Origin of the sequence: Pseudoalteromonas sp., assembly GCF_036960685.1 — a bacterium.
Taxonomy (GTDB): Bacteria; Pseudomonadota; Gammaproteobacteria; order Enterobacterales; family Alteromonadaceae; genus Pseudoalteromonas.
Map to the genome: position 1 here is coordinate 71684 of NZ_JBALXK010000004.1, position 25213 is coordinate 96896.

22 protein-coding genes are annotated in these 25213 nt (G+C 40.7%); 9 read left to right on the top strand and 13 right to left on the bottom strand.

Annotated features, from left to right (window positions below; translation table 11 throughout):
• Positions 1–2502: a S8 family serine peptidase gene (locus V7783_RS05345; protein WP_335677833.1), complete on the bottom strand. Its 2502-nt coding sequence runs from the start codon at positions 2500–2502 to the stop codon at positions 1–3.
• A 598-nt stretch (positions 2503–3100) separates the two neighbouring features.
• Here V7783_RS05345 and V7783_RS05350 point away from each other — a divergent pair.
• The 5 genes from V7783_RS05350 to V7783_RS05370 all read left to right on the top strand — a co-directional run bounded on the left by V7783_RS05350 (position 3101) and on the right by V7783_RS05370 (position 6772).
• Positions 3101–4615 carry a curlin gene (locus V7783_RS05350; RefSeq protein WP_335677834.1) on the top strand — a complete coding sequence of 505 codons (1515 nt, stop codon included), beginning with the start codon at positions 3101–3103 and terminating at the stop codon, positions 4613–4615.
• A 39-nt stretch (positions 4616–4654) separates the two neighbouring features.
• Positions 4655–5053: a curli production assembly/transport protein CsgE gene (locus V7783_RS05355; RefSeq protein ID WP_016707078.1), complete on the top strand. Its 399-nt coding sequence runs from the start codon at positions 4655–4657 to the stop codon at positions 5051–5053.
• Positions 5043–5483 (top strand): curli assembly protein CsgF, encoded by a 441-nt coding sequence (locus V7783_RS05360; protein ID WP_016707079.1) that lies wholly within the window; start codon positions 5043–5045, stop codon positions 5481–5483. Before V7783_RS05355 ends, V7783_RS05360 begins: the two co-directional genes overlap by 11 nt.
• Positions 5484–6257 (top strand): CsgG/HfaB family protein, encoded by a 774-nt coding sequence (locus tag V7783_RS05365; RefSeq protein WP_192540370.1) that lies wholly within the window; start codon positions 5484–5486, stop codon positions 6255–6257.
• 137 nt (positions 6258–6394) lie between these two features.
• A complete protein-coding gene (locus V7783_RS05370) occupies positions 6395–6772 on the top strand; it encodes a DoxX-like family protein (RefSeq protein WP_335677835.1) in 378 nt (125 codons plus the stop codon).
• Between the two features lie 18 nt (positions 6773–6790).
• On the opposite strand, the gene V7783_RS05375 is transcribed toward V7783_RS05370, so the two are convergent.
• From V7783_RS05375 to V7783_RS05400, 6 genes are all read right to left on the bottom strand, one after another.
• A complete protein-coding gene (locus V7783_RS05375; RefSeq protein ID WP_064664572.1) occupies positions 6791–7162 on the bottom strand; it encodes a hypothetical protein in 372 nt (123 codons plus the stop codon).
• A gap of 44 nt (positions 7163–7206) precedes the next feature.
• Positions 7207–7668: an HIT family protein gene (locus V7783_RS05380; RefSeq protein WP_335677836.1), complete on the bottom strand. Its 462-nt coding sequence runs from the start codon at positions 7666–7668 to the stop codon at positions 7207–7209.
• 139 nt (positions 7669–7807) lie between these two features.
• Positions 7808–8500, bottom strand: a complete 693-nt coding sequence (locus V7783_RS05385) for a response regulator transcription factor (protein ID WP_335677837.1) — start codon at positions 8498–8500, stop codon at positions 7808–7810.
• Between the two features lie 197 nt (positions 8501–8697).
• The gene (locus V7783_RS05390) at positions 8698–10197 is read right to left on the bottom strand and encodes a trehalase family glycosidase (RefSeq protein WP_335677838.1); all 1500 of its coding nucleotides are present in this window, start codon (positions 10195–10197) and stop codon (positions 8698–8700) included.
• Positions 10194–11444 (bottom strand): MFS transporter, encoded by a 1251-nt coding sequence (locus tag V7783_RS05395; protein ID WP_335677839.1) that lies wholly within the window; start codon positions 11442–11444, stop codon positions 10194–10196. The genes V7783_RS05390 and V7783_RS05395 overlap by 4 nt, the downstream gene beginning before the upstream one ends.
• Before the next feature lie 111 nt (positions 11445–11555).
• On the bottom strand, positions 11556–12563 hold the full coding sequence (locus V7783_RS05400; RefSeq protein ID WP_335677840.1) for a substrate-binding domain-containing protein: 1008 nt from the start codon (positions 12561–12563) through the stop codon (positions 11556–11558).
• Positions 12564–12819: 256 nt separating this feature from the next.
• Here V7783_RS05400 and V7783_RS05405 point away from each other — a divergent pair, with 256 nt between their 5' ends.
• Positions 12820–15087 (top strand): TonB-dependent receptor, encoded by a 2268-nt coding sequence (locus V7783_RS05405; RefSeq protein ID WP_335677841.1) that lies wholly within the window; start codon positions 12820–12822, stop codon positions 15085–15087.
• Positions 15088–15142: 55 nt separating this feature from the next.
• Here V7783_RS05405 and V7783_RS05410 read toward each other — a convergent pair whose 3' ends face one another.
• From V7783_RS05410 to V7783_RS05420, 3 genes are all read right to left on the bottom strand, one after another.
• Positions 15143–16348 (bottom strand): sugar efflux transporter, encoded by a 1206-nt coding sequence (locus V7783_RS05410; RefSeq protein ID WP_335677842.1) that lies wholly within the window; start codon positions 16346–16348, stop codon positions 15143–15145.
• Between the two features lie 176 nt (positions 16349–16524).
• Complete coding sequence (locus V7783_RS05415; RefSeq protein WP_335677843.1) at positions 16525–19683, bottom strand: M1 family aminopeptidase; 3159 nt, start codon at positions 19681–19683, stop codon at positions 16525–16527.
• On the bottom strand, positions 19674–20546 hold the full coding sequence (locus V7783_RS05420) for an ABC transporter ATP-binding protein (protein ID WP_335677844.1): 873 nt from the start codon (positions 20544–20546) through the stop codon (positions 19674–19676). The genes V7783_RS05415 and V7783_RS05420 overlap by 10 nt, the downstream gene beginning before the upstream one ends.
• 247 nt (positions 20547–20793) lie before the next feature.
• Between V7783_RS05420 and V7783_RS05425 the strand changes: the two genes are divergently transcribed.
• Both V7783_RS05425 and V7783_RS05430 read left to right on the top strand, forming a co-directional pair.
• Complete coding sequence (locus V7783_RS05425; protein WP_335677845.1) at positions 20794–22272, top strand: sensor histidine kinase; 1479 nt, start codon at positions 20794–20796, stop codon at positions 22270–22272.
• 2 nt (positions 22273–22274) lie between these two features.
• A complete protein-coding gene (locus V7783_RS05430) occupies positions 22275–22946 on the top strand; it encodes a LytR/AlgR family response regulator transcription factor (RefSeq protein ID WP_335677846.1) in 672 nt (223 codons plus the stop codon).
• On the opposite strand, the gene V7783_RS05435 is transcribed toward V7783_RS05430, so the two are convergent.
• The 3 genes from V7783_RS05435 to V7783_RS05445 are packed head-to-tail and all read right to left on the bottom strand — an operon-like array spanning position 22943 to position 24578.
• The gene (locus V7783_RS05435) at positions 22943–23542 is read right to left on the bottom strand and encodes an SGNH/GDSL hydrolase family protein (RefSeq protein ID WP_335677847.1); all 600 of its coding nucleotides are present in this window, start codon (positions 23540–23542) and stop codon (positions 22943–22945) included. The genes V7783_RS05430 and V7783_RS05435 overlap by 4 nt on opposite strands.
• Positions 23542–24066, bottom strand: coding sequence for a DsrE family protein (locus V7783_RS05440; RefSeq protein ID WP_335677848.1), 525 nt, complete (start codon positions 24064–24066; stop codon positions 23542–23544). The genes V7783_RS05435 and V7783_RS05440 overlap by 1 nt, the downstream gene beginning before the upstream one ends.
• 47 nt (positions 24067–24113) lie before the next feature.
• Positions 24114–24578 (bottom strand): flavodoxin family protein, encoded by a 465-nt coding sequence (locus tag V7783_RS05445; protein ID WP_335677849.1) that lies wholly within the window; start codon positions 24576–24578, stop codon positions 24114–24116.
• A gap of 97 nt (positions 24579–24675) precedes the next feature.
• Here V7783_RS05445 and soxR point away from each other — a divergent pair, with 97 nt between their 5' ends.
• Positions 24676–25134 (top strand): redox-sensitive transcriptional activator SoxR, encoded by a 459-nt coding sequence (soxR, locus tag V7783_RS05450; protein ID WP_335677850.1) that lies wholly within the window; start codon positions 24676–24678, stop codon positions 25132–25134.
• Positions 25135–25213: the final 79 nt, after the last annotated feature.

Genomic DNA, 25213 nt, shown 5'->3' on the forward strand with positions numbered 1-25213 from the left:
TTAGTTAAACGACACAGTCACAATGTTCGAACATACATTTTCTGTGACACATAGTTGGTAGTCATATGCAGGTAACGTGGCATTACGAGCAAAGTCACGGTAACGGCCATTATCTGCGGTTGTACCAACCAACTCGCCATTTCTATATACACTTAGTGTTTGCTCGCCAACTTGTGGCCAACTTAACTCTACGCGCATAGTATTAAGGCGTGTTTTGTTCGCACGTACCAAGCTCAACTCAATTTCAACATCACTCACAACCACTGTTTGCATTGATGTATCTGTATTGCCTTCGCTATCAGTGACCGTCAGGATTACTTCATAATTGCCTGCCTGCGCATAAGTATGGGCTGGGCTTGCATCTGTTGACGTAGCACCATCACCAAAGTCCCAGCTCCACTGCGTGATATCGTTATTTGCATCACGGCTAGTGTCTGTAAAGCTTACTGCAAGGCCTTGTGTGTCAAACTCAAAACCGGCCTCTGGTGGTTGCGGGCTAACTTCGCCAATAGCACTAAAGGTCAATGACCAATTGTTTAAAGTACCCGTGTCAGCTGCAAAGGTATCTTCGACATATAATGTCCAATCACCCGTTGCCACTTCGCCATTAAAATCAGCCAGTGCATAACTTTGTACTAAATCATCAGCACTCCCGCCTGATTGACTATGCAAGGTTGACGTTGTGCCTGTTGGTGAAGTTAACGTAACAATTAAATCACCAATATAACTATGTGAAATATTAATATCTGCTTGAGTCGCAAAAACAGTCAGCGGATCATTTACTGTGATCACTGAACTGATACCAGCCACATCGTTATCGGGAATATCAACTGGGGTTTCATTTGTGTAAGTGAAATCATTTAAGCCCACAGGGTCAACCAATAAACGTACTGACTTTTGCTTAGCAAGCTCACCTGAACTGCCATTTACAGTAAAGTTATAGCTTCCCCATTGGGTAGATTCTAACGTGGGTACCGTTAATGTTACGGTATCGCCCGGCATTGCGGTTGTTGCAGATAAACTCGCCTGCGCCAAATCACTCACTAACTCTAGATCAACAACGCCACTCCAATCTGCAATCGAGCCAATTTCGAATGTATAGGTTGCCGTTTCACCGGCAGTGATCTGCTGAGTAGTTGGTGTTACAGATAATTTAAAGCTTGGTGTTGGATCGGCTTCTTCAAGCGCTCTATTTGCATTAAGGCGTTTACCTGATACTGTTTTACCTTGTAACTGGGTGTTGTCATCACCACTGCTCATTAGCAACTGTTTAAGCTCACTTGTTGATAAATCAGGATTTAGTGACAATACCAAAGCCGCAACACCCGCAACATGCGGCGTGGCCATTGATGTGCCAGAATAAGTAGCATAACCATTACCTGGTACAGTTGAATAGATAGCGCTGCCTGGTGCGCCAAGATCAACACTGGTTAAACCCCACTGAGAAAAATCAGACATATTATCGTTACGATCAGTACTGGCCACTGACAACACGCTTTCATGCTCATAATTTGATGGATAATGTGGGTTTTGATCATTATCAACGGCGTCATTACCTGCAGCAGCAACAAATAAAATGTCCGCTTGCTCACTGGCTGTGATCGCATCAGCAAGTGCTTGGCTAAAGCCACCACCGCCCCAACTATTATTCAGTACGCGAACATTCACACCATCATTTTTTAAGCTCACCATGTAATCAATACATTTAATTGCATCGGATGTAGAGCCTGAGCCTGACGCATCTAAGAATTTACAACCAACGATCGCCGCTTCATGGTTAACACCCACGATACCGTTATTATTATTGCCTGTGGCGCCAATAGTTCCTGATACATGGGTACCATGACCTTGATCATCCATTGGATCGCCGACATTAGTGATGGCATTAATACCATGCACATCATCTATATAACCATTGCCGTCATTATCGATGCCATCGCCCGCTATTTCATTCGGGTTTATCCACATATTAGCCATTAAGTCGCTATGGCTGTGATCAACACCGGTATCAATAACCCCAATAACAACATCTTTACTGCCTGTGGTGATTGACCAAGCCTCTAGCGCATCGATATCCGCATCTGCTGTGCCACTAGATTGGCCTTCATTATGTAATCCCCACAGCTTTGAAAAATCAGGATCGTTAGGCGCATTGGCAATACTCACGCGATAATCAGGCTCAACGTACTCTATCGCAGCATGAGTTTGCAGTAATTTAATCGCCTGCTTAGTGCTCATTCCTGCAACTTCAAATTTAGCTAAGCGGCCCGATAGAATCGACGCATAGTTGTCGTCAATCCCATCTTTATTTAAATCACTCACTTTCGCTTTTACTAAACTACGAGCTTGACTGCGCATGGCCTGCGAAGTGCCTTTTTTATACATTACGAGTAACGAATTTTCAGCAGCGCGCACGGTTGGCTCTGCGGTCATGGTCGTCACTTGCGCTGCAGCTAAACATGGCAAAAGTGCCAAACTTAAAATAGATAATTTAGTTTTCATATTTTGTATCCATAGTTAGAAATATCAACCTGTCGCATAAATGCAACTAAGATTTGCTAACTTCACTACTTTTGAAATATCACATGGCAAGCTTTATAAATGAACAGAAAAGCCATAACACACAAGAAAAATTCGCATGATCACTAAAAAATCAGTCATTAACACTATTTTTACAGCTTTAGTTGTTAACAACACATTCATTTTTATGAGTTAAAGTAGTAAATACTGCGTTTACTTGATCCCATCATTTATTACCACTTTTTATCTAAAATCGGTAAGTACACTCAATAAAAACCATAACCAACTGAAAATAAAGAAAATAAAAAACCCTAAAAAGAGATGATTTAAGTCTTTTTCAATTCACCATACAGTGATCATTCGTTGATAACGGTACTAACGAGTGCGAGCAGTCAACTGCCACCACAGCGCTACTGTTATCAACATCACTCTTCACTCTCTTTTGCAAGAGTGAGCTTTTTTGCTCTTGATATCACAAAACTTAATCAGCAAGGCATGCTGAAATACAACAACGCAGCTAGTTTGGGTGCTCAATAGCACTGAAATAGTCGCTTTAATAATTATAAGTTAAGGAAAAATCATGAAGTTAAAGAAATCATTATTAACATGTGCAATCGCAATTGCATTAAGTTCAAGCTTTGTTGCACACGCAAATATTGATGATAAAAATCAATCAAGCTCCGTATTAGCAAGCCAAGTCTCTAGTACTGCGGTGGGTAATGTACTCACCATTGAACAAACCTCATTGCAAGGTATTGGTAACGATGTAATGGTCACGCAGCAAGGTGATGGCCTTGAAGCAAACGTAACAAGTTTAGGCGATAACAACAGCATTAGCGTTGATCAAAAACAACTTCAAAACTTGTCGTTAACCTACACCACTGGCGATAACAACACATTAAGTCACACTCAAGATGGTGAGGTTAATGGCGCATTATCTGATATTACGGGCAACGATAACACCGTAACAGTTGCGCAATACGGTACTGGATTTTTTGGTATTAATAACGAAGCGATTAACGTAGTTCAAGGTGACAGCAACGATATTGAAGTAACCCAACAAGATGGCGGCCATTGGTTCTATAACTTTGATTTGCAAGGCAGTGGTAACCAAATTAGCGCATCACAAGCGGGCCTTTTAAATGAAGCGACGCTGTCGCTCATCAGCGGTGACGAAAACACCATTGAAGTGACTCAAAACGGCTTGTTTAACGCTTTTACACTCAATGAACTCGTTGGTAATGCTAATGAAGTTGTGATCGATCAAGATGGTAATTTCAATGCTGTTACCGCTTTATCTATGCGTGGCGATGATAGCAGCTTAGAGGTTGAGCAAGCGGGTGACTCAAATACAGCATCATTCGCGGCTGTTGAAGGTAACGATAACGACCTAGCAATCGATCAAGAAGGCAACAGCAATACGTTCACTTCAGAGTTATTTGCCGGGAATGACAACCAGGTTTCTGTTGATCAGCAACAAGATAATAATCAAGTTGGTGTTGATGTACTCGGTGATAACAACGAACTAACGGTAATGCAAAATGGTGCAATGAACGAAACTTACCTAGGTACACTGGGTGCTGATAATGAGTTTTCAAGCACACAAATTGGTAACGAAAACAGCGCCCATATTGCTAACTTTAATGGTGACGGCAATGATGTTGATTTAGCGCAAGCTGGTGATATGAACACCGCATTGATCCAATCTTCATACCCTGACACATCACTTACATCAAACGATAATGATATTAATATCAATCAACTGGGTAGCACTAACGAAGCAGTTATCACCTTTGCAAGTGTAATCGACAGCAATAATAACACGGTCGATTTTGTACAAAGTGGCGACCTAAATGCGATAGATTTAGTCATGGAAGGTAGCAACCACTCAATTGATATTGCCCAACAAGGCGATATGAATATGGTTGCTGGCATTGACGGCGGTGCATTTGTTGTTGGTGGTGACAATATCAACTTTGAAGTATCACAAGTAGGTAACGGTAACTTGGTCGAAGGCTACATTACCAATTCTAATAGCTCTGTGATCATCACCCAAGTAGGTGATTACAACACAGCTACTGTGACCCAAGAATAGGAATATTGGGGGGGCATGCCCCCCCCCATATTGAAACAGATGTTAGTGAAAACCTTTATTACAGCCCTAAGCTTACTGTTTTTAACCACATTCACAGCCTTATCTCAAGGTGCTGAGGAATTAGAGATAGATGGCCTAGTGCTTGATCGCAGCATTAGCCGTTTTGGTCACCAATTTTATTTTGAATTTTCAAATCTTTGGCGCGACCTACCTTCAACTGCTGGTTTTAATATCGAAATAAAAGAAACAGTACTTCCTCGTGCGGGCACGCAACTGACCTTAGTAATGAATAATCAAATTGTATATATCACCTATTTAGGCCGTCGTTTAGAGCCAATAGATGAGCGTGTGGAACACGCTTTATACAGTGTAATGGATGCAATGGCGCGCTCTAATTTACATAAAGCGTCGCCTGATATGGCAAAAAATGGATGGTAAAATGACCCCCTACTCAATAAAAAATATCACAACAATAATAGCCCTGTTATTTCCCTTATCAATCTCTGCCACAGAGCTTGTGTATACGCCTATTAACCCGAGTTTTGGTGGTAGCCCGCTCAATGCCAGTATGTTGCTCAACAAAGCACAAGCACAGAACAAACATAAAGCGCCAATCATTGAGCAAAGCTACGCGGAGAAATTTCAAGACTCACTGGAGCGAACTTACTTAAATCGTATGGTAAGAGAGATCACCGATATTGCCTTTGGTGAAGATATAGACGAAAGTATTTTTAACCAAGACTCAATTTTTTTAAGCGGCGATTATGAAATTCAAGTGATCACCAGTACCGTAGATTCAATAACTGTGCGAATCACCAACACCACCGACAACAGTGTTGTGGTGATTGAAGTGCCGAGGTTTAGCTAAATGAAATCGCTATTCATTGCAGTACTCAGCCTTACTTTATCCGCATGCAGTAGCATGGGTAATTTGATCCCACCATCACAACAACAAGCAACCAGTTTGGAGCCAACGCAAACTTTCCAAGCATTACAAAAATTGCCTACCCCAGCAGGCAGTATTGCGGTTTCAGTTTACTCCTTTCGCGATCAAACTGGGCAATATAAACCACAAGGTAATGTCAGCTCTTTTTCAACCGCAGTCACTCAAGGCGCTAACTCAATTTTAATGCAAGCGCTGCATGAATCAGACTGGTTTATACCCGTGGAACGTGAAGGCTTACAAAATATCCTGACTGAGAGAAAAATTATTCGTGCCGCGCAAGCAGAGCAACCCAATGCGATAGAACTACCACCCTTAACCACCGCCAAAATAATTTTAGAAGGCGGTATTATTAGCTACGACACCAATGTAAAAACCGGGGGTTTTGGGATGGAATATTTTGGTATTGGCGCATCAGAACTGTACCGAGAAGATGCCATATCAATTTACTTACGCGCGGTGGATGTACGTACAGGACAAGTATTGCTCTCGGTTGCCACTAGTAAAAAAGTGCTTAGCCAAGAAATGCGCGCAGGATTTTTCCGTTATGTAAGTTACAAACGCCTAGCAGAAGCCGAAGCAGGTTTTAGTGATAACGAACCGATGAGTATTTGCGTCACCCAAGCAATTGAAAAAGCCCTCAGTGACTTGGTTATCAAAGGCATCGACAAAGGCATATGGGCAACCAAGCGTAGTTGATCCCCCAACGACAGCCTTAGCAATAACCTGAGCTTTCTAATTCTCCCCTTAATCAGGGAGTTCAGATTAAAGATTAAATCTGTTGCTAAGGCTGTATACTCTTGGCTCACATCAACTGCCTTTACAAAGGAAAGTATATGCCATCAGTCCAAATTGCCCGATATATCATTAGTTTTAGCTGGTTATATCACGGCATATTTCCAAAGTTAGTTCATATTGCCCCACATGAAAAACTGATGACGGCAAGCATTGGTTTTTCAGAATCAATGTCTTACCTAATCACTAAATCGGCGGGTGTGGGTGAGGTTATATTTGCCATGCTGTTATTTGTATATTACCAATCAAAAGTAATCATTGTTTTAAATATCATGGCATTGATTGGCTTATTACTCTTTGTTGTGGCGCTACAACCGCAGCTTTTAATTGAAGCATTTAATCCAGTAACAACAAACTTGCCAATTATTGGCCTAAGCTTAGTGCTATTAAATAACCTAAAGGCTCAGCCCAATAACTAACTTGGTAAATCCCCCCTGCTAGTAGTTATTGCCAACGGCAATGCATAATCCTGCAATACAGAAAAAGAATAACCACGACAAGTGCTTACCTCGAGTAAACGCCAGCGACATAATGCCACTTAAAATAAACACCACAGCAATAATATGTAGAATATCAATGCTGTAATTGCCGCTTGGGTGCAATATACAGCAGATGATCGCCGCAAAGCCCCACCACGCAATGGTGGTTAAGTGCCAAGCAAATCGCAACACCCGCTTTGTAAACCAATCACTGCCTAATAATTTTGGTAAATTGTCGCGTTTAAATAAGCGGATCAAAATATACTTCTCACCCAAGTATGAGTGAACAATTCCGCAAAATAGCAATAAAAGTGCTGCAGCTTCTAACATAGTGACCCTTATGTCCGTTTCAAAATAACCTAACCGTTAAAGCGTTACGCATGCGCTCGAAGTAACTGAGCTATCGCGGCAAGCTCACTGTCATCTGCTCTTTCACAATCGTGGGATGATAAATACCCTTGGTACTTTTCTATAAATGGCCCGAATGTCGGCTCTATATGGTGAAAATCAGATCCACTACCGGTACCATGCATTGGCGATAGTTTGCTATGCAGATGATCAATTTCGTACCCTTCTAAAAACATCCCAGTTCGCCCCACACCATCCAGTGCAGAGTCTAAAATAAGGGCCACTTTTTTAGTCGCTACTATCAGTTTTTCAAGTACGTGATCAGATTGCGCAAAGGCATAGCTTGAAAGGTGCTGTTTAGGAATAACCACCGTCGCCCCTTTGGTATTTGGGTAGATAGTTAAAAAAGCCAAATGTTCATCGTCTTCCCACACTTTATGGCAAGGTTCTTTACCCGAAACAATATCGCAGAAAATACATTGCGTCATAATTCATCCTTGAGCTTTCTAGATTTTTATAGCTACTCAATCATTAAAATAGCTATAACCCGTTAAGTTAAAAACAGTATATTAAACAGCAAATATACCGATTTCAACTACATTCATATTTTTGCTTTACGTTGTTCAGTTAGTTCTGTAATGGCAACCTAATCGCCATATAGCGCTGTGCCCAATTAGATAATTCGATGCGATTGCGTGAATTAGTTTTTTTAAACGCGCTATAAAGATGGGTTTTTACTGTGTGGTCACTAATATTCAAACGCTCGGCGATACTATGATTATTCGCCCCTTGTGCGAGTAAATAGATCACTGATTTTTCACGTTTAGTTAGATTTGATAATGCTTCAGGTTCACTATCTGCATCGTGATTAGATTGCGGCTCAAAACGACTTACCATGGCCAGCACTTCATTAAATGTCGCTGATATTATCTTGCGACTAAACCAAAGCTCATCATTAATTATTCGCATTAATCCTGTGAATACATCTTCGGGTAAATCATTATTATAAAAAACACCTTTAAAATTATTAAGTAACAGGTTTTTTTCACAAATAGCATCTGACTGCGCATTAAACACAATAACCGGTTTCACTTTAGCCAATGCCAATAAATCTGCTGGAATTAAGTTTTGCCAATTACAGCCATTGCTATCAATTAAAAAAAGGTCAAACTCATTGCGATTGTTACAGTGAGGTAGACTATCGTCCATCTTCACTTTGCTAAAAAAAGCATCTAAAATTTTAATTAAGTAGGGATAGCACTGCGAGCGCACAGGCATTTTTAAAACAGTTTTAATAAATACAGAAGTTGGTTGAATCATTGCATCTCGTCCTTGAAACATTTTGTTTACAATACCTAAATCAACTACAACATTCAACCAGTTTTTTTATTCAAATCCATTGATTTATAAAGAAATAAAAATAGCTAAACGTCTAGACACCTAACTATTAAGAATCCCTTGCAATAACCCTTTTCCATTAAGCCAGAAAGAAAACACAACACTTTGTTATTAATAAGTTATTTAACTAAATTATAAAATCGTGACGTAATACCATTAGTCCAACCAAAACCTTGCTGTACTTTATATTCACCACCACCAGCTTGGTTTGCTAACTCGCAAACATTGTACTTTTCTAACAGACAGCCATCGACCTTAAAGCGTATTTCAATCATTTTTAGCCAATGAGAGATAATAATATTGGCATCAGCAGCAAAGCCATATTGCCTTAACCCCTGCACTGCAAACCATTGTAATGGTGCCCAACCATTGGGACTGTCCCACTGTTGCGATGTTTCGTTTAGAGTAGTCACTAAACCACCTGGTTTTAAAAAATTTTGCATTACTTTAGTGCTCACTTGCATAGCTTGTTGCTTGTTCGCACAATTGATAAATAATGGCACTACACCCGCTAGCGATAAGACGCTTGATTGCGCACTTTGCTTAAAGTTATAGTCGACAAAAAAAGCCTGCTCAGTACTAAATAAATACTTATTAATGGCAGCTTTTCGACGTGTGGCTTGTAGCTCAAAGTATGCCTGTTTAGTGCTCTCTTTTATTATTTGATAGTAAACACTCAGTTGTTTCTCAAGATGATAAAGTAAGCTGTTTAAATCGATAGGGATAATATCGGTGGTTTGAATACTCGTTAGTTCATTGCTGTTTGCAAGCCAACGGCTGCTAAAATCCCAGCCTGATTCACAAGCGGCACGAATATTACGATAATAACTAGCTCGTTGCTGCTCAGGCAATAGCGCTGCATCGTGTAAATCTTCACGTAGCGATTCTTGCCTTGGGGTTGCTTCGTCATCCCAATAGCGATTTAACAAAGCGCCACAAGGCATTTTAACCACACGACGATGGGCAGGCATTTGTGCTGAAAGCAATTCGCTACCTTGCATCCAAAACTCATACTCGTGCTGCAACGCGGCAATACAATTAGTTAACCAGTTTAAATCATGTTCATCATGGTATTTAGCCTGCCAAAGTAAGTCCACCATCAGTGCTAAAATAGGTGGCTGCGAGCGCGAGCTGTAGTAACTACGATTGCCGTTTGGAATACAGCCATTACGATTTTGTAAGTCAATAAAGTTGGCAAGCATAGCGTCAATACTGTCAATATCACCAATATCTTGTAAACCGAGCGCAGTGAAATAACTATCCCAGTAATATATTTCTTGGAAACGCCCACCTGGTACTATGTAGTCGTGCTTAAGCGGCATTAAAGAGCTACTTTTGGCTATATCAGCATTACGCTTTAAGTATGGCCATAAACTGGCGATATAACTTTGTGCATCACTAACGTTTAACTGCGTTGTCGGTAGTTCAGTAGACTCTAAAGTAAAGTGCTGTGCTACAAACTCTGCAAGTTGCTGCTTAGTTAATGGCTTGACTTGTAAGTAAAGCTGCGATGCTGTTTGCCAGCTATCGTTAGCAATTGCATCTGCAAACGTCTTACTATCACTAAATATAGCCGCCAGTTGCACATCTAAAAATAATTGGCTAGTAACAAAACTCATATCGTTCCTTTTTCTGGCGTTGCGCCTAAATTCACTGTCATTTTTTTAAATACAGTCACGCTTATCAATAATAAGCAGATCGGTATTAGGGTGAGATAAAATGCATGCTGACCGCTAAACTTATCAAATATGAAACCTGTGATAACCGAACCTGTCGTCCCACCTAGCGCGGAAAAAACCACAATTAATCCGGTCATTGGCGCATGTTGATATTTAGCAAGTGAGCTGAGCATTACAGAATTAAGTAATGGATAAAGTGGTGCCATAAAAAAGCCAATCAGCGGTAACATATACGCTGCAAAGGGCACCTCAAAAACACTGGTTATTTGGCTGCCATCAACATCATGGGTTAGTGGCAAAATTAACAGCACCAGCGCCGCCATTGCTATTAAGCAAGTTAACAACAAGCTATACCAGCCCACAACGCGAAGTAACTGTCCTGCCACTAAACGTCCAAACGCTAAAGCAGCGGCAAATAAACTTGCCAATTGGATGCTGACATCAACCGGTAATTTCAGCACTTGATTATTAAAGGTAGGCAACCAAGTACCGACCCCTTGCTCTATCAGCACATATAAAAATGCACTGATAATAAAAATGATCACTAATGGCTTATAAGCAAGCCTGAGCATGTCGATAAAAGCACGCCATTGACTACTTTGTAGTGTTGTTGCTTGCGGCGCTTTTATTGGTGCCAATAACACACTAACAAAAGCAACACCAACTAACACTGCTAGTAAGTAATAGACCTTCAACCACGAGGCACTTTGTGCGTTACTTGGGTCAATAAACCCTGAAAACACCCAGTAACCCAATAACACCCCAAGCATAAATATACCTTCAATGGTGTTAAGCAGTGCTGAGTGCTTATTTGCGCTATCCGTCACTTGACCTATGACCGAGTAAACAGAGATTTTCATAATCGCAAAGCTACAACCAATCACCGCAAACAGCAGCTTAAATACATAAAACTGCGCAATTGATGGCACTATCAAGCACATCAGCGTTACCGCTCCCAGTGCAACTAACATCGCTAACTTATACCCTACGCGCGGAATAAAAGAGGCGACAACAAATGATACAATGGCGATGGTTAAGTCTTTATAGCCTTCTAAAACAGAGGCTTGAGTTTTAGATATATCAAAACTATTGATGGCTTGTAAGATGACAGTGCCAACACTATTGAGCAAAATAGCAAATACGAAATAGCTACATGCCAACGCTATGGTTATTCTTATTGGGTTCATGCACGTTAACCTGATGTTGATTTCTTTTAGCATAGTGTAGCGCACAGAAAAATGCAAACGTTTGCATTTTTACTTTTAAAACGAATCTATATTAACTGGCTATTTAGTTTATTAACGTTTACTAGATTGACGATTAACTAATTCTATTTCAATGACTTGAGATTCAGCAAAGTGGCCTTGTAACTGTGCTAATAATTTTTCAACTAAGATCACAGACGCCTGCTGAGTGTTTTGCTTAATACTCGACAGTGAAGGATGGCTAATATCTGCCATCGCAATATCATCAAAACCAACCAAAGCAACATCATTTGGAATGCTGATATAGCGCTCTTTTAAGGCTTTCATCGCACCAAGTGCCACCATATCACTGCAAGCCATAATGCCATCAAAGCACAAGCCTTTTGCAACTAATAGTTGGTTGATCCCTTGGTACGCTGCACCACTGGTAATATCGATAGAGACTACATGTGGTATAGCCTTCGCTGAGTTTATTGCAGCAAGATAACCTCGATAGCGTTCACCAATTTCAGCATGCCCGGGGTCGCCTAAAAACAGTATATTTTTTGCGCCTGTTGCCAATAAATGCTCTGTTGCTAAGCGTCCACCCACGAAATTATCACTGCCGACTATAGGGTAATTACTGGGCGTTTTTGGATCCCCCCACACCACTAAAGGCACGCCTGCAGCAGCCGCAGCTTCAATATTTGTAGGATCTTTACCTTGCCCAACCACGATAATGCCATCGGCCCGACGGCTATTGATAAAGTAATTAGCCCAATCATCGCCGGCCATAAAAGAGTTTGACAGCAACAGCTCTAACCCTTGTTTATTCAAAGCGAGATTTATTTCTCCTACTACTTTAAGTAAAAACGGGTCATTAATAGATTGCTCTGTGCCACTATCAAAATTAATGATCACAGCGACCACATTGGTTTTTTGCGAGCGAAGGCGGCTCGCAGCCGTGTTTAAACTAAAGTTATGTTGTTTAGCTAATTGCTTTAATTTATCTCGCGTTTCTTGCTTTATCAATGGATTATCATTTAACGCACGCGATACAGTCGAGGTTGATACACCCGCAAGCTTGGCAAGATCCGCTAACTTTAGTTGTTTATTATTCATTGCTAAAAACGACGCCTTCCTTAAATCGTGAAGTGGTAATATACCACCATTATTAAAATTAGGCTGTGCCAAGACTTAAATTTCATAATAAACATCAGTGTGTATAAAAATAATACAGAAAGTTGCAAAAAATAATTGCAAACGTTTGCATAAAGTTCTAAGGTTTAAAAGAACACAGCATTAACATGCCTTAATAATCAGTTAGTGCTTTGTTATTTATAGTTTTTAAATAACTAACAAAAAATGGGAAAGCAACATGACAACAACACACACACCAAGCATACTGGCTGGCGCCATTGTATTAGCGCTCAGCAGCCAAGCTGCATCTGCTGAGCAAGACGCAAATAGCGAGCAAACTACAACCAATAAAAAAGTCGAACGTATTGTGGTCTCAGGTACTCCTGCCGGTATGGGCGTTCGTAAAATTGATGCCAGTTACGCGGTTACCAATATTGATGCCGAACAAATAATTAAGCTTTCACCAAAAAGCACCGCCGACTTATTTAAAGCCGTGCCTGGTGTATGGGTTGAAAGCTCTGGGGGTGAATCCGGTGCTAATGTGTTTGTGCGAGGGTTTCCAGGTGGTGGCGACGCCCCATTTCTAACACTTAGCCTTGAAGGCTCACCAATTTACCCTGCCCCAACACTCTCGTTTTTAGAAAACTCGTCACTCTTTAGAATCGATGAAACCATCGAAACCATGGAAGCGCTACGTGGCGGCCCAAACCCGGTAGTTTCAAATGGCCAACCCGGTTTAACCACTAACTTTCGTTTAAAGCGTGGCAGTGAAGACACCCAAGGTTTGTTTAAATACACTACCTCAGATTACAATTTACAACGTGTTGATGCCGTAATCAGTGGTGAAATCTCAGATGATCTCTACTTTATGGTTGGCGGCTATGTAAAAAGCTCACCAGGTATTCGTGATGCAGGTTTTACCTCTGAAAAAGGCAATCAATTCACCCTTAATATTACTAAAGTGCTTGATAACGGTGAAATGAATTTCTATACCCGCCAGACCGACGATCATGGTGCGTGGTACTTACCAACACCGCTGAATGTGGATGGTATTGACGCTAAATATACCCAGCTGGGAGCATTAAACCGCCAAGCAACAATCTATACCGGGCCTAATAACACTGCGCAACAGGTCGATATTGGCGATGGCCGTGGCTGGAAAGGTCATGTATCTGGCGGTAACATCCAGCTTGAGTTTGACAATGGTTGGAGTTTTTCAGACAGGTTTAATATCACCAAAGGCGACGCCAATACATTTGGTTTAGTTCCCGCAGGCTCAGCCACTACACTGGGTGAAGTGGCTGATAATGGCCAATCTGCCACTGGTGCTGCTACTGGCAAAACTTATGAGAGCGATACCCCTGTACAACAAGTTGGCCGCTGGGTGGTACTCAAAGAAATAAGCTCATTTACTAATGACTTAGCATTTTCAAAACAATTTGATGATTTATCTATTGCGCTAGGCTATTACACTGCAAGTACCTCAGCCAACGATTGGTGGAGCTTAGGCAATACGGCCTACCATGTGCTTGAAGCCGGTGGTGAAATGCTCAATGATATTGCCTGTAATGAGAGCAGCGAAGGCTGTGATTTTAATTACGATATTAATTCATCCGGTGATGCACGTACTAATGCTTTTTACACCACAGCACAGTATAAGCTAAGCCAAGATCTTACGCTTGATGGTGGCCTACGTTATGAAAGCCATGATGTAGAGTACAGCGTAGACGAAGGGCTTGATGGTGCTATCAATAAAACGGTGCAATATGATGAAAGTAAAACCTCATGGACCACAGGTTTAAACTACTCCATTAACGATGACATGGGTGTATTTGCACGCGTAAACCGCGGCTACAAAATGCCTTACTTTGATGATTTTAGAGATAACTACGGTGCTTACCAAGGTGGCGAAAAGCTTATTAAAGAAGTTACTCAAGCCGAACTTGGCTATAAGCTAATAACCCAGAGTACTGATTTCTTCGCGACCTTATTTACCAATGAAGTCAAAGGCGATACGTTTGTACGCCGCCCAGGAGTACCCGCTGAAATCCTCACCAATGAGGCGTACGGTGTGGAGCTTGATTATAACTATAATCATGAATCTGGCTTTTCAGTAAACTTAAACTCGACCATTCAAGAGACTGAAATCACAGAAAGCCCATCTAATCAGGGCAATAAAAGCCAGCGTCAGCCTAAATGGCAAGTGCGTGTTACGCCAAGCTATGATTTTGAGTTAGATGGTATGTACGCCACGTTATACGGTACGGTTTCAGCTGTAGATGATCGCTTTGGTAATAACGAAAATACAGTAACACTTGATGGTTACGAGAAAGTTGATTTAGGTTTTATTCTTGAGCCAATGGAAGGGATAAAACTACAGTTAGCTATTGATAACCTGACCGATGAACAAGGTATCACCGAAGGCGATCCACGTAACGCAGATGCACCAAATGGCCGTTACATTATGCCACGCACCACGCGTTTTAGCGTAAGTTACGAGTTCTAAAATTAACACCCTTAGATCAATACCCAAAGCCGCTGTGTGTGAACTAGCGGCTTTTTTAAATCACATTTTGAGCTAATAGCTGTCCTTGCGACTCGCTCTCTTGGCGTTTTAAATAACTAAATAATAATAAACAACTCAGCGCAAGACTTGCCGCGATAAGCGAGCCAAGTGTAGCAAAACGAAAACTAAACCACTGCGCAATTAAACCCGTACTTGCTGTACCAAGCATAACCCCTACTTTAATTGCATTACCATAAAAAGCGGAGGTAAAACCAATCCGTGACGGCAGCTGCTCTTGTAAAATAGTCAGGCCGATACCCGCAAAGATGCCATAAAAAATAGCATTAACACCTTGCAGTATAAAGAATTGCCATACTTGGTTGGCAAAAAATACACCAAGATAAAATAAAATAGCACAGCTAAAAGCAAAACCTAGTAAGGTTGTTTTAGTAATGCGTTTGCTGAGCTTTGCGGTATACAGCATTACGGGTATTTCAATTAATGCCACCATGCCCATAAATATCCCAGGCATATTATTGGCAAAGCCCAGTTCATTAATTGTATAAAGCGGTAAAGCACTGGCGTACATAATATTGCCAATTGAGCCAAAGGTTATAGCAGCACCTAAAGCCCAAAACGATTGATTGATAGGCTGATTTGGCTCAGCTTTTTTAGCTTTGTTGTTAGCATCAATACTTGGCAAAAACTTCATTGCAAAAATTAATGCCAGTAATGCAAACGTCGCTGCGGTATAAAATGAGCGGCTAAAAGCAACGCCTGACGCAAGAAGGTAACCAAGTGGCGGGCCTGCGACCCACGCAAATGAAATGGCTGCTCTAAGTCGAGTATTAAACTGGGTGATATCAATATGCGCTTGCTGATCAGCCCACTGACGAGCAATGGTCATAACTTGCGGTATCGCAGCATTTCCCATCGAGAGTAATAAAACTCCGGCTGCAAACACTTGCCAAAAAGAGCTTGCGTTGGCAAACACAACTAATGCCATCCCCATGCCAGAGACCGCAATCATAAACATTTTTTTAGCGCTTACGCCCTTATCAGCCAATCCACCTAGCCATTGACTAAAGAGAATGCCCATCAAAGTGACACCTGTGGTGTATACGCCCAAATAAATGGGTGGGCTTTGTAAACCTTCAACAATAAACAAACTCATCAGTGGATTAACAAATGCGCCAATTAAGCCCGTTAATAAGCTTAATAAGATAAAAACCACACCATATTGTTTGCATATCGACTTCAAAAAACACCACACAGACACTAAAAATAAGCCGCGCATTATACGCGGCTTTAAGTAATATTAAAATACAAAGTGGGTTATTTAATAATCAGTACAATTTACATTAAGCACATTTTACCAGCCATTAAACTACGCATAAAAACACAGCCACAGCTTGTAAACTGTGGTTTTTAGTTCGTTCAAACATCTAAAAACAGCGTATTGATAAGTGCAATATGCTGTGCTTCAACTTGTTGTTTTAACGCCTGAATAAAATCCATTGCCGTTGCAGGTCGGTTTGGATACGCATACTCTTGCCATACTGATTTAAGTGCGCTAATTATAGCTTCATCGCCTATTTCAGCTCTTAACTTAGCAAATACGATCGTTGCTTTTGAGTATTGATCATAGCTTTTTGTTGAATCAATCAACGCCATTTTAGCGGTAATATCCATACGCGATTCTTGCTTGTAGCGCTTTGTTTCATAATCAACTAATGCGTTCATAGCGGCTTTACCGTAGCGCTTTTCTATGATCACTAGTTCGATATATTTGGCCATCGACTCAACTAAAAAAGCACTGTCTGCAGGCACACTATTACCAATATCATGACCAAACCACTGATGCGCAGTTTCATGCACTGCACGGCGATAACGCTGATCAAAGCCAGCATCATCGCTTGGTCGAGCCCTAAAACCCACTTTATCTTCAATTAGTATAATTTGCGGTAAGGCATAGCCAGTACTCCCAAACGGCGCAGCAGCAACTAAGCTCAATTGCTTGGCTTTATACGCAACAATATTATTTTTAAACCAATCAAGTGTGTCGCTGATCGCTTGTAAATTAACGGCGATTGCATCGGCACGCTCAAGCACATCTTGATTTTTTGCGAATACTTGTAAGTTAACACCGTCATATTTTTTAATTTCAGCAGTAAAAGGCACTGACAGCCAAGCTGGTAAGTTATTAATGGCAGACAATGTTTTAAACTTAAAAATTTCACGGCCCTGTTCAAGTTGATGTGTAAGTTGCTTTCCCTGTGTCACTATTTGATATCCTGCTGCTGTTGATACTGTGCTCGACATCGTTATGCGCTCATAGTGCTCTGGTCTATTTTGCCCTTTAGTAAGTAACGCTGAAGCTAAAGGGCGAACCTTTGGCTGCAAACCATATTGAGCTCGTAAGCTTGTATCTGTTAACTCATAGTTGATTTGATAGCCAATGGCTGGCAGCACGGGAACTGCTCGAATATAGCTAAACTCTGGGGTAATTATTTGATGCCCACCAGCAGGCCACAATTTCGCTTGATGTACTTCAAATTGTGTTGTTAATTGCCGTGTTTCATGCGGTTTTATTGCTACTGCAAACTCATACACAGCTTGATTTAAGTCAGAATAAAAAGCGATTTGGGTCGCACCTGCAATCTTCACCTTCGCCCACTTATAAAATCCCGCTCTGCCGACTAAAATTTGCTTAATTGCCCTTGCATGCGGATTATTTAAGGTGTACGTAAGATCAAACTTGGCAAACTGCTGATGTGGATAAAAGTCAATTTTTGCATCAATATGGCTAACCTGAGGTTGCAATTTATGCTGCCAATCTGCAAAGGTTTTTTCATAATTGGCTTTAAAGGCTTCACGTTTATGTGAATTAGTTAACGGTTTTTCGTCAACCAAACGCATATGTAATTGCACAAATAGACCGATTGAGAGAAGTACAGGCATAATTAACCATGCATCTTTTCGCTTAACAGCACGCCTGCCAAGCCCTGCACCGCGATGATTAAATGCGCAACTTAGCAATATAAAGCTTATGCAGGCCACCAACCACACCGATATATATGGCCAATAACTATTCAAACTTGCACGATATTGCCAAAATTCATTAGGTGGTTGTAAGGGGGTCCAAGCTAGACTCCAAAATGTATGAGTGAGTCCTAAGTAAGTCATAACCGGTGTAAATTTGAGTAATAACATTACAAAAACAACCAGTGCTGCAATCAGTATTGAACGACAAAGATTAAACACACACACCGTTACCCATGCAATTAGCATCAGCGGCAGTGCCGTTAAACATAGCACATATACATGATCATACGCTTGATATTGACTACCATTAAACCACTGCGCCAAAGAAGCACCAACAAAGCTCATAGTTGAAAAAATAATAACTAATGTAGTCAGTATCAGTAATTGACTAGATAAAATAGTGGTCGTTTTAACTGGCGTTACAGCGATTAACTCAGCCATATTAAAACGCCGTGCATAGCAACTGACTTGCCAGCTCCAAAGCACCATCAGCAAGCACCCAAACAGTATTTGCATATCAAATGCATAGTGACTAATTGCATCGATACTGGTTGTTGCATTGATTACACTCAATGGCTCAGCATAAGCAGCAGAAGAGGCTACGCTATTAAACACTATGACTGGCCAAGCTAATAAAACTATCCATGTTATTGGATGCTTTAACACATTGAAAAACGCTACTTTATAAAATGTGATAAATATCGCTAGACCATGACTTTTTGCAGCTGCAGGTCGGTACGAGGCATCTGCTACTGTAACGGGTTGTAGCTTGCTCACTGCATTTTTTACTGGCTTATTAAACGAATTAGACTGATTACTTGCTACAGCGCTAAAATAAATAAGACTTGTGAGTAATAATATCAGCACCCGATTAACAGCTATGATCCAGCCTTGTGGTTCACTAAAGCTAGATATAATCGCGGTGTATGCGAAAGGGTCTAGCCATATAAACAGTTGATAGCTAGTTTCACTGATAATACTACTGCCCGCCAGTATTGGGTTACCAGTAACACTTGCAAGTAGTAAGTAGCCAACCCATAAAACTGCAAATACAACATAACTCACCAAAGCACTGCTGAACTTTTGACAAAACCACAGGGCAATGACACTGAGCAAACACGCATTAGGAAACAACATAAAAAGGCCATTAACAAACAGTAGATTAATAATATGCCAGTCAAACCCGTTACTGAGTAACTGTGTTACAACCACCACCAACATACTAATAAACGCAATCGCAAACGCACACATCACCAAAGCGCTCAAACGTAACCAAGCTCGCTTTCTAAAAGTCATAGGAGTTGCTGCCACAAGCTCGTGCATATTGTGTATTTGATCACGTAAAAAAAATGTCGGTGCAAGCGCGCCTGTCAGTAAAGCTAGTTGCATCATTTGTAGGGCAACTAGGTGCAGCTTTAACTGGTTTATTGCATCGCTTCCTTCAACAGCTAACCCTGCTGACAATGTATACGCAAACAAAGGTGCTACTAAAAAGCACAACCAAAGCAGAGGCTGGCGAGTGATGTAACGCAGTTCATTGATCAATAACATGCGTGGCACCCTCTTGCTTTCAATTCATAAAAATAGCTATCTTGCAGTGTCGCTTCTGCAGGTATTGCATATTCAGCGGGCGCCACTCTGGCATAAACACGAAATGAAGGTTTGCCATATCGATAACTTTTGCTTAGTACCAAACTCTCTTGCGGTAGTTCACTAGGCAGGGTGTCTAGCAGCCATACACATCCATGCAATGGCTTGATAAGGGCGGCTACTTCGCCACTTTGAATTAACCGACCTTGATTGATCATCGCGACAAAATGGCACTGATTTTCTATATCTTCCACAATATGGGTAGATAACAGCACCAGACGCTGCTTACTAATAGTTACTAGTAAATTATTGAGACTTTCACGCTCTGCAGGGTCTAGCCCAGCGGTTGGTTCGTCTAAAATAATCAGTTTAGGAGAGCCTAACAACGCTTGAGCAATACCAAAGCGTTGTTTCATCCCACCAGAAAAGTGGCTCACCTTTTTGTTTGCAAACGAAGATAAATTTAACAGTGTCAAAAGCTCATCTATTTGCTGCTTTCGATCTTTTTTATTAAGTCCCTTTAAGGTTGCAATATGTTCCAGTAATGCAACACAACTCATATTTGGATAAACGCCAAATTGTTGTGGTAAATAGCCCAATTGTTTGCGCATCTGTTCGGGATGTTGCAGCACATTTAAGCCATCAAAACTTACCTGACCACTATCCACACTTTGCAAACACGCTAGGGTGCGCATTAAACTTGATTTACCCGCCCCATTTGGTCCAAGTAAACCAACCATGCCAGCAGGCAAATGAACCGACACATCATTTAAAGCGTGCGTGCCATCTGGGTATTTTTTATTTATATTTGTAAGTGTCAGCATTTATTGCGTTCCTTAATTGACGAATAGTCACATTAAGCAACACCTTCCAGATCAGCTAGCGAGTAATGATCAAAGCCTATAACTAAGGGATAAGAGTAACGATTGGCTGCTCATCATTAAAAACCTTATTTTCATCATTATTTGTGGTTTTTTAGCAACGTAAAGATGTGTTAATAATGTTTAAAGGGTAAAGTAGTGTGAAGTTAAAATTATATATAGGTGAAATGTGCAGGCGGTTATTTCCTTTTTGTCACAACGGATTAAGGTAAAATATGTCATTGCCTTATTGCCGTTATTGGCTGCCATTTTACTTGAAGCCCATGTACGCTTTCTATCGTTAAGACTCAGCTCAACACCGCTTTACTTACAAATAAACCTGCAACTTCTTTTAGTATGCCTGCCTTTTTTAATCGCCCATGCAATTGCATTTACACAGCCATTAAGACTAGCCTTAATGAGCTGGCTGTTAGGTTTTATTGCTTACCCTATCTTGATATACGCGCTCGGTATGCTGCTTCCACAATTTGCCCATTGGCACTATTTAGCACCACAAGGCTGGGCCTTATGTACGGCAGTAAGCCTAACATGGCTGATATCTCAACGTGTTGTCACTCAGCCTTCACTCAATAGCAAGCGGCTAAGTTCATTAATATCATTGGATAATGTAGTATTACTCACTCTTTTGGGCTGGTGTTTTCTAATGGCTGGGGTACTTAATACACATGAAGACCCACTATTAAATCAACCATTTGATTTAATTTTTGACCCAAGTAAAGTCGTCTCGCAGTTTGGTCAATTTATCACTTATTTTTGGCAACTAGGCGTTTATACTGCAATTGTTTACGGGTTATATTTATTTAACCGATACTTTCTCATTCGCCACTTGCTTGCTGTTCACGGCGTATTTTTGTTTGTAGCCGTTTGCGTTATTGTAATGCTAGTATTAACACCTTTGTTGATAGCTGCCGTTCTATCGTTACCCATTAATGACTTACCCCACGGCGTTGCTAACCTCACACCAAGTGGGGATCAAAATATTTTTAGTAAGTTTAATTATCAGTTTATGCTGCTTTTTCTTGTTATAAGTACCCCGATTATTTTGGCGTTTGAGCGTCAACAGCAACACAGCAAGTTAAATGAAGTCGCTAAACAGCAAACTCAAACCGAACTAAAATTACTCCAACAACAAGTTAACCCTCATTTTTTATTTAATACATTAAATAATTTATATGCACTTACGCTGACAAAATCAGAACAAGCCCCACAGTTAGTGCTACATTTGGCAGACTTACTACGCTACACAGTGTATGAAGGGCAAAAGTCATCAGTTCCATTAGCTAAAGAGCTAGACTACCTTAAGAACTTTATTGAATTACAGAAGATAAGAAGTGCAAATAAGTGCAAATTTAACCTTGTTTGGCCAAACAATTTTAACGCCTTGAGTATCACGCCACTGCTGTTGATTATTATTGTTGAAAATGCCATAAAACACGGTGTTGAACCTGCAACCGGTGAAGTAGAAATATCTATTGAAGTGACAATAAATAACAATACTTTAACGCTTTATTGCAAAAATCCAATAAGCAATCAAGTAGCAAACAATGATCAGGGGATGGGACTTGCTAATTTACAAAAACGACTGCAACTTTTATACCCTAGTAAACATTCACTTATAAACCATAAGCAGGATGCAATGTGGCAAACAACACTGACCTTGGAACTGTAAAAATGATAAAAGCCATCATCGTTGATGACGAGCCATTAGCGCACCAAGTATTACTGCATCATTTAACTGCACACACCAATATAGATGTAGTAGGTCAATACTATAACGCTAAGGATGCCTTATGTGTGCTTGCCAAACCTGGCATTGATTTGGTGTTTCTTGACATTAATATGCCAGAATTAACAGGGCTTGAGCTATTAAAAGCACTCGCGAACCCGCCGCAAGTAATTATCAATAGTGCTTATCAAGAATATGCCTTAGCCGGCTTTGATTTAAATGTCACAGACTACTTACTCAAACCCGTTTCAGCGCCAAGGCTAAACCAAGCTCTCAACAAAGTGTGTCAACGTGCACTACCTCTAGAGCACCAGTCCAAAGATATAACGCTTAAAGTAGACAGAGAAAAGCGAAAATTCGCGTTAGACACAATTGAGTATATTGAAGCTTACGGTAATTATGTAAAGTTACATCAAGCTGACTCTTTTACCCTTGCCACAACAACACTTAAGCAACTGAATGAACAGCTAGCAGGTACATTTATACAAATTCATAAGTCGTATTTAATTAACAAAAACAAAGTGACTGCGGTTAATCATGAGTATGTTGAACTAACTACTGGGGCTGTTGTTAAAATTGGCAAATCATATAAAGAACTCTCTCGCACCCTACTTTAAACTATAGGTAGTAACTGCTTTGCAAGGCAAACATGCTCCTTATACGGCCAATGTACCCCCTCACTTTCACAAGCGGCAATAAGTGAAAAGCCATCGATAAACACACACGCGTGACGATCAGCGACGGCTTTAAATTCAATAGATAATTGCTCTGCTTTTTTACCAGCACCTTTATAAATATTTTTATAGCTACCCACTTCATACACCTTTGGTGGGCTCAAGATGATTATTTTTGGCTGTGCTTTAGCGTGATAAAACGCTTTAATGGCTAAAATTAATCCCTCAAGCGCTTTGCTAATATCGATAGCAGAAAGTGTAAAGCGTGCTTTTAAATCATTGGTGCCAAGCGCAATGATAATGACATCCAATGGCTGCGCCTCAAGGTAAGGCTTTAAATACTTTATGCCTGATTTATCGCCGCTAAATGGCGGGTTATTCACTAATGTTCGATTAGGCAGTCCCGCTTCAATAACGAGGTGCTCTGAACCCAATAACTCTGCAAGTATACTCGGCCAGCGCTCACCATCGCCCAACCGCTTACCATCAACCGGGGAAATACCATAGGTGTTGGAATCGCCAAAACATAGAATATTCATTAAAACGGATTCAGAGTATAGCCTTGTTGCTGTAACTGGGCGTGGGCGGTCATCGCTGAAAGCGCCATTTGCACTCCAGGTATTAGTTGATCAGCCTCCACTTTCATATGGGTTGCCGACTGCCCGCACACATATACCTGGGTATTATTAGCAAGCAGTTGTTTGATCAAAGATTGGGTTTTGTTATCTTTGTCAAAACGCGCTTTGTAAAAGCTGTTTTGAAGTACATCAACACTCGCGCCACCGTGCACCACTAGAGCAAGCTGAATATTCTCCGGCTTTACCCCATGGGCAACATGCATATTAATAAAGCGTGCTAAAGAATTAATATGATTATTTTGCGCGCCTTTTTCAGCGCCATCTCCTACATCAAAGGCAATTTTGAACTGCGCTTGGCTCAAATCTGACACATGGCTTGGCACATTATAAAAATAACCATAGTCTTTAATCACAGGCGCAGGCTCTGCCGCCAAATTAACAAAGCTAGTTAAAAGAAGGCTAAAACCAGTAAGTAACGTTTTCATACATCATCCTGTTTACTTTTTGTTTAGCCTAACGCTATTTAACCTGATTAACTAGCCTGAACATGTGAATGTGCTTTAAAAGTCATCCCTAAATAATTGAATGTATGTTTAAACATATCCAAAAATGCATCAGGTGCAGTAGGAGATGCAGCATTAGACAGCAGTGAAAACTGCTTTTGTCGTAATGTTCTAAGCTTAGGCTTAAGTGCCTCATCATCCATGTAATCAGTAATTCGATCCATAAACGCCTTCATTTGCGGCGTCGTATTATACCAATACACAGGAGATGCAAACACCCAATGTTCATAACGTAATAGCACTTCAAACAAATTATAAAAATCATCATTTTTATACTGCTTATCATAACGATAAGGTGAAATAACATAATCATCTAAACAAAAAACAATGCCGCTTTGCTGCTTACTGTACGCATTTACTTGCGCGGTAGTATTGCCATTTTTACGACCACTTGAATAAATGATTGCGATATTGTGTGTTGATTTTTCTTGCATTGGGTTAGCTCCTTTTTTTATGATGGAGCAAAGCTTAAAACCTCAAGCTAACTTAAGGTCAACAAGCAATCTGGAAATTTTTAAAAAGAAGAAAACTATGACCGTTCAACAAAAAAAACTCGTCGAAGCCAACTTAACCGTGGGCTTTGTTGCTAAACGCAGCGGTGTAAAAGTATCAACACTGCACTTTTACGAAACCAAAGGCTTGATCCGTAGCTGGCGAAACAACGGCAACCAACGACGCTATAAACCAGATGTACTGCGTCGTGTAGCGGTAATAAAAGCGGCGCAAGCAATGGGTATAACCTTAGAAGAAGTAAAACAAACCCTCGCCACCTTACCCGATGAGCGCACCCCCACTAAAAAAGACTGGTCGGCACTTTCTAAGCAGTGGCAAACCCAACTTGATGAACGCATTGCCTTTATGCAGCGTTTACGGGAGCGTGTCGACGGCTGTATAGGCTGCGGCTGTTTATCAATGGATAAATGCCCTATTTATAATAAAGACGATTACTTAGGTGAAGAACAAAGCGGCGCTGTGTTATTGAATAAGTAACCAAAAATGCAACAATTGATTGTTTATCGCGCTAAATTACAGTAGTCTACTGCGCTCAAAAAGGAAGCGAAGTGATAAA

Coding starts and splice junctions, on each gene's coding strand:
- V7783_RS05345 (WP_335677833.1), bottom strand. CDS start 2,502: ATGAAAACTAAATTATCTATTTTAAGTTTGGCACTTTTGCCATGTTTA.
- V7783_RS05350 (WP_335677834.1), top strand. CDS start 3,101: ATGAAGTTAAAGAAATCATTATTAACATGTGCAATCGCAATTGCATTA.
- V7783_RS05355 (WP_016707078.1), top strand. CDS start 4,655: ATGTTAGTGAAAACCTTTATTACAGCCCTAAGCTTACTGTTTTTAACC.
- V7783_RS05360 (WP_016707079.1), top strand. CDS start 5,043: ATGGATGGTAAAATGACCCCCTACTCAATAAAAAATATCACAACAATA.
- V7783_RS05365 (WP_192540370.1), top strand. CDS start 5,484: ATGAAATCGCTATTCATTGCAGTACTCAGCCTTACTTTATCCGCATGC.
- V7783_RS05370 (WP_335677835.1), top strand. CDS start 6,395: ATGCCATCAGTCCAAATTGCCCGATATATCATTAGTTTTAGCTGGTTA.
- V7783_RS05375 (WP_064664572.1), bottom strand. CDS start 7,162: ATGTTAGAAGCTGCAGCACTTTTATTGCTATTTTGCGGAATTGTTCAC.
- V7783_RS05380 (WP_335677836.1), bottom strand. CDS start 7,668: ATGACGCAATGTATTTTCTGCGATATTGTTTCGGGTAAAGAACCTTGC.
- V7783_RS05385 (WP_335677837.1), bottom strand. CDS start 8,500: ATGATTCAACCAACTTCTGTATTTATTAAAACTGTTTTAAAAATGCCT.
- V7783_RS05390 (WP_335677838.1), bottom strand. CDS start 10,197: ATGAGTTTTGTTACTAGCCAATTATTTTTAGATGTGCAACTGGCGGCT.
- V7783_RS05395 (WP_335677839.1), bottom strand. CDS start 11,444: ATGAACCCAATAAGAATAACCATAGCGTTGGCATGTAGCTATTTCGTA.
- V7783_RS05400 (WP_335677840.1), bottom strand. CDS start 12,563: ATGAATAATAAACAACTAAAGTTAGCGGATCTTGCCAAGCTTGCGGGT.
- V7783_RS05405 (WP_335677841.1), top strand. CDS start 12,820: ATGACAACAACACACACACCAAGCATACTGGCTGGCGCCATTGTATTA.
- V7783_RS05415 (WP_335677843.1), bottom strand. CDS start 19,683: ATGTTATTGATCAATGAACTGCGTTACATCACTCGCCAGCCTCTGCTT.
- V7783_RS05420 (WP_335677844.1), bottom strand. CDS start 20,546: ATGCTGACACTTACAAATATAAATAAAAAATACCCAGATGGCACGCAC.
- V7783_RS05430 (WP_335677846.1), top strand. CDS start 22,275: ATGATAAAAGCCATCATCGTTGATGACGAGCCATTAGCGCACCAAGTA.
- V7783_RS05435 (WP_335677847.1), bottom strand. CDS start 23,542: ATGAATATTCTATGTTTTGGCGATTCCAACACCTATGGTATTTCCCCG.
- V7783_RS05440 (WP_335677848.1), bottom strand. CDS start 24,066: ATGAAAACGTTACTTACTGGTTTTAGCCTTCTTTTAACTAGCTTTGTT.
- V7783_RS05445 (WP_335677849.1), bottom strand. CDS start 24,578: ATGCAAGAAAAATCAACACACAATATCGCAATCATTTATTCAAGTGGT.
- soxR (WP_335677850.1), top strand. CDS start 24,676: ATGACCGTTCAACAAAAAAAACTCGTCGAAGCCAACTTAACCGTGGGC.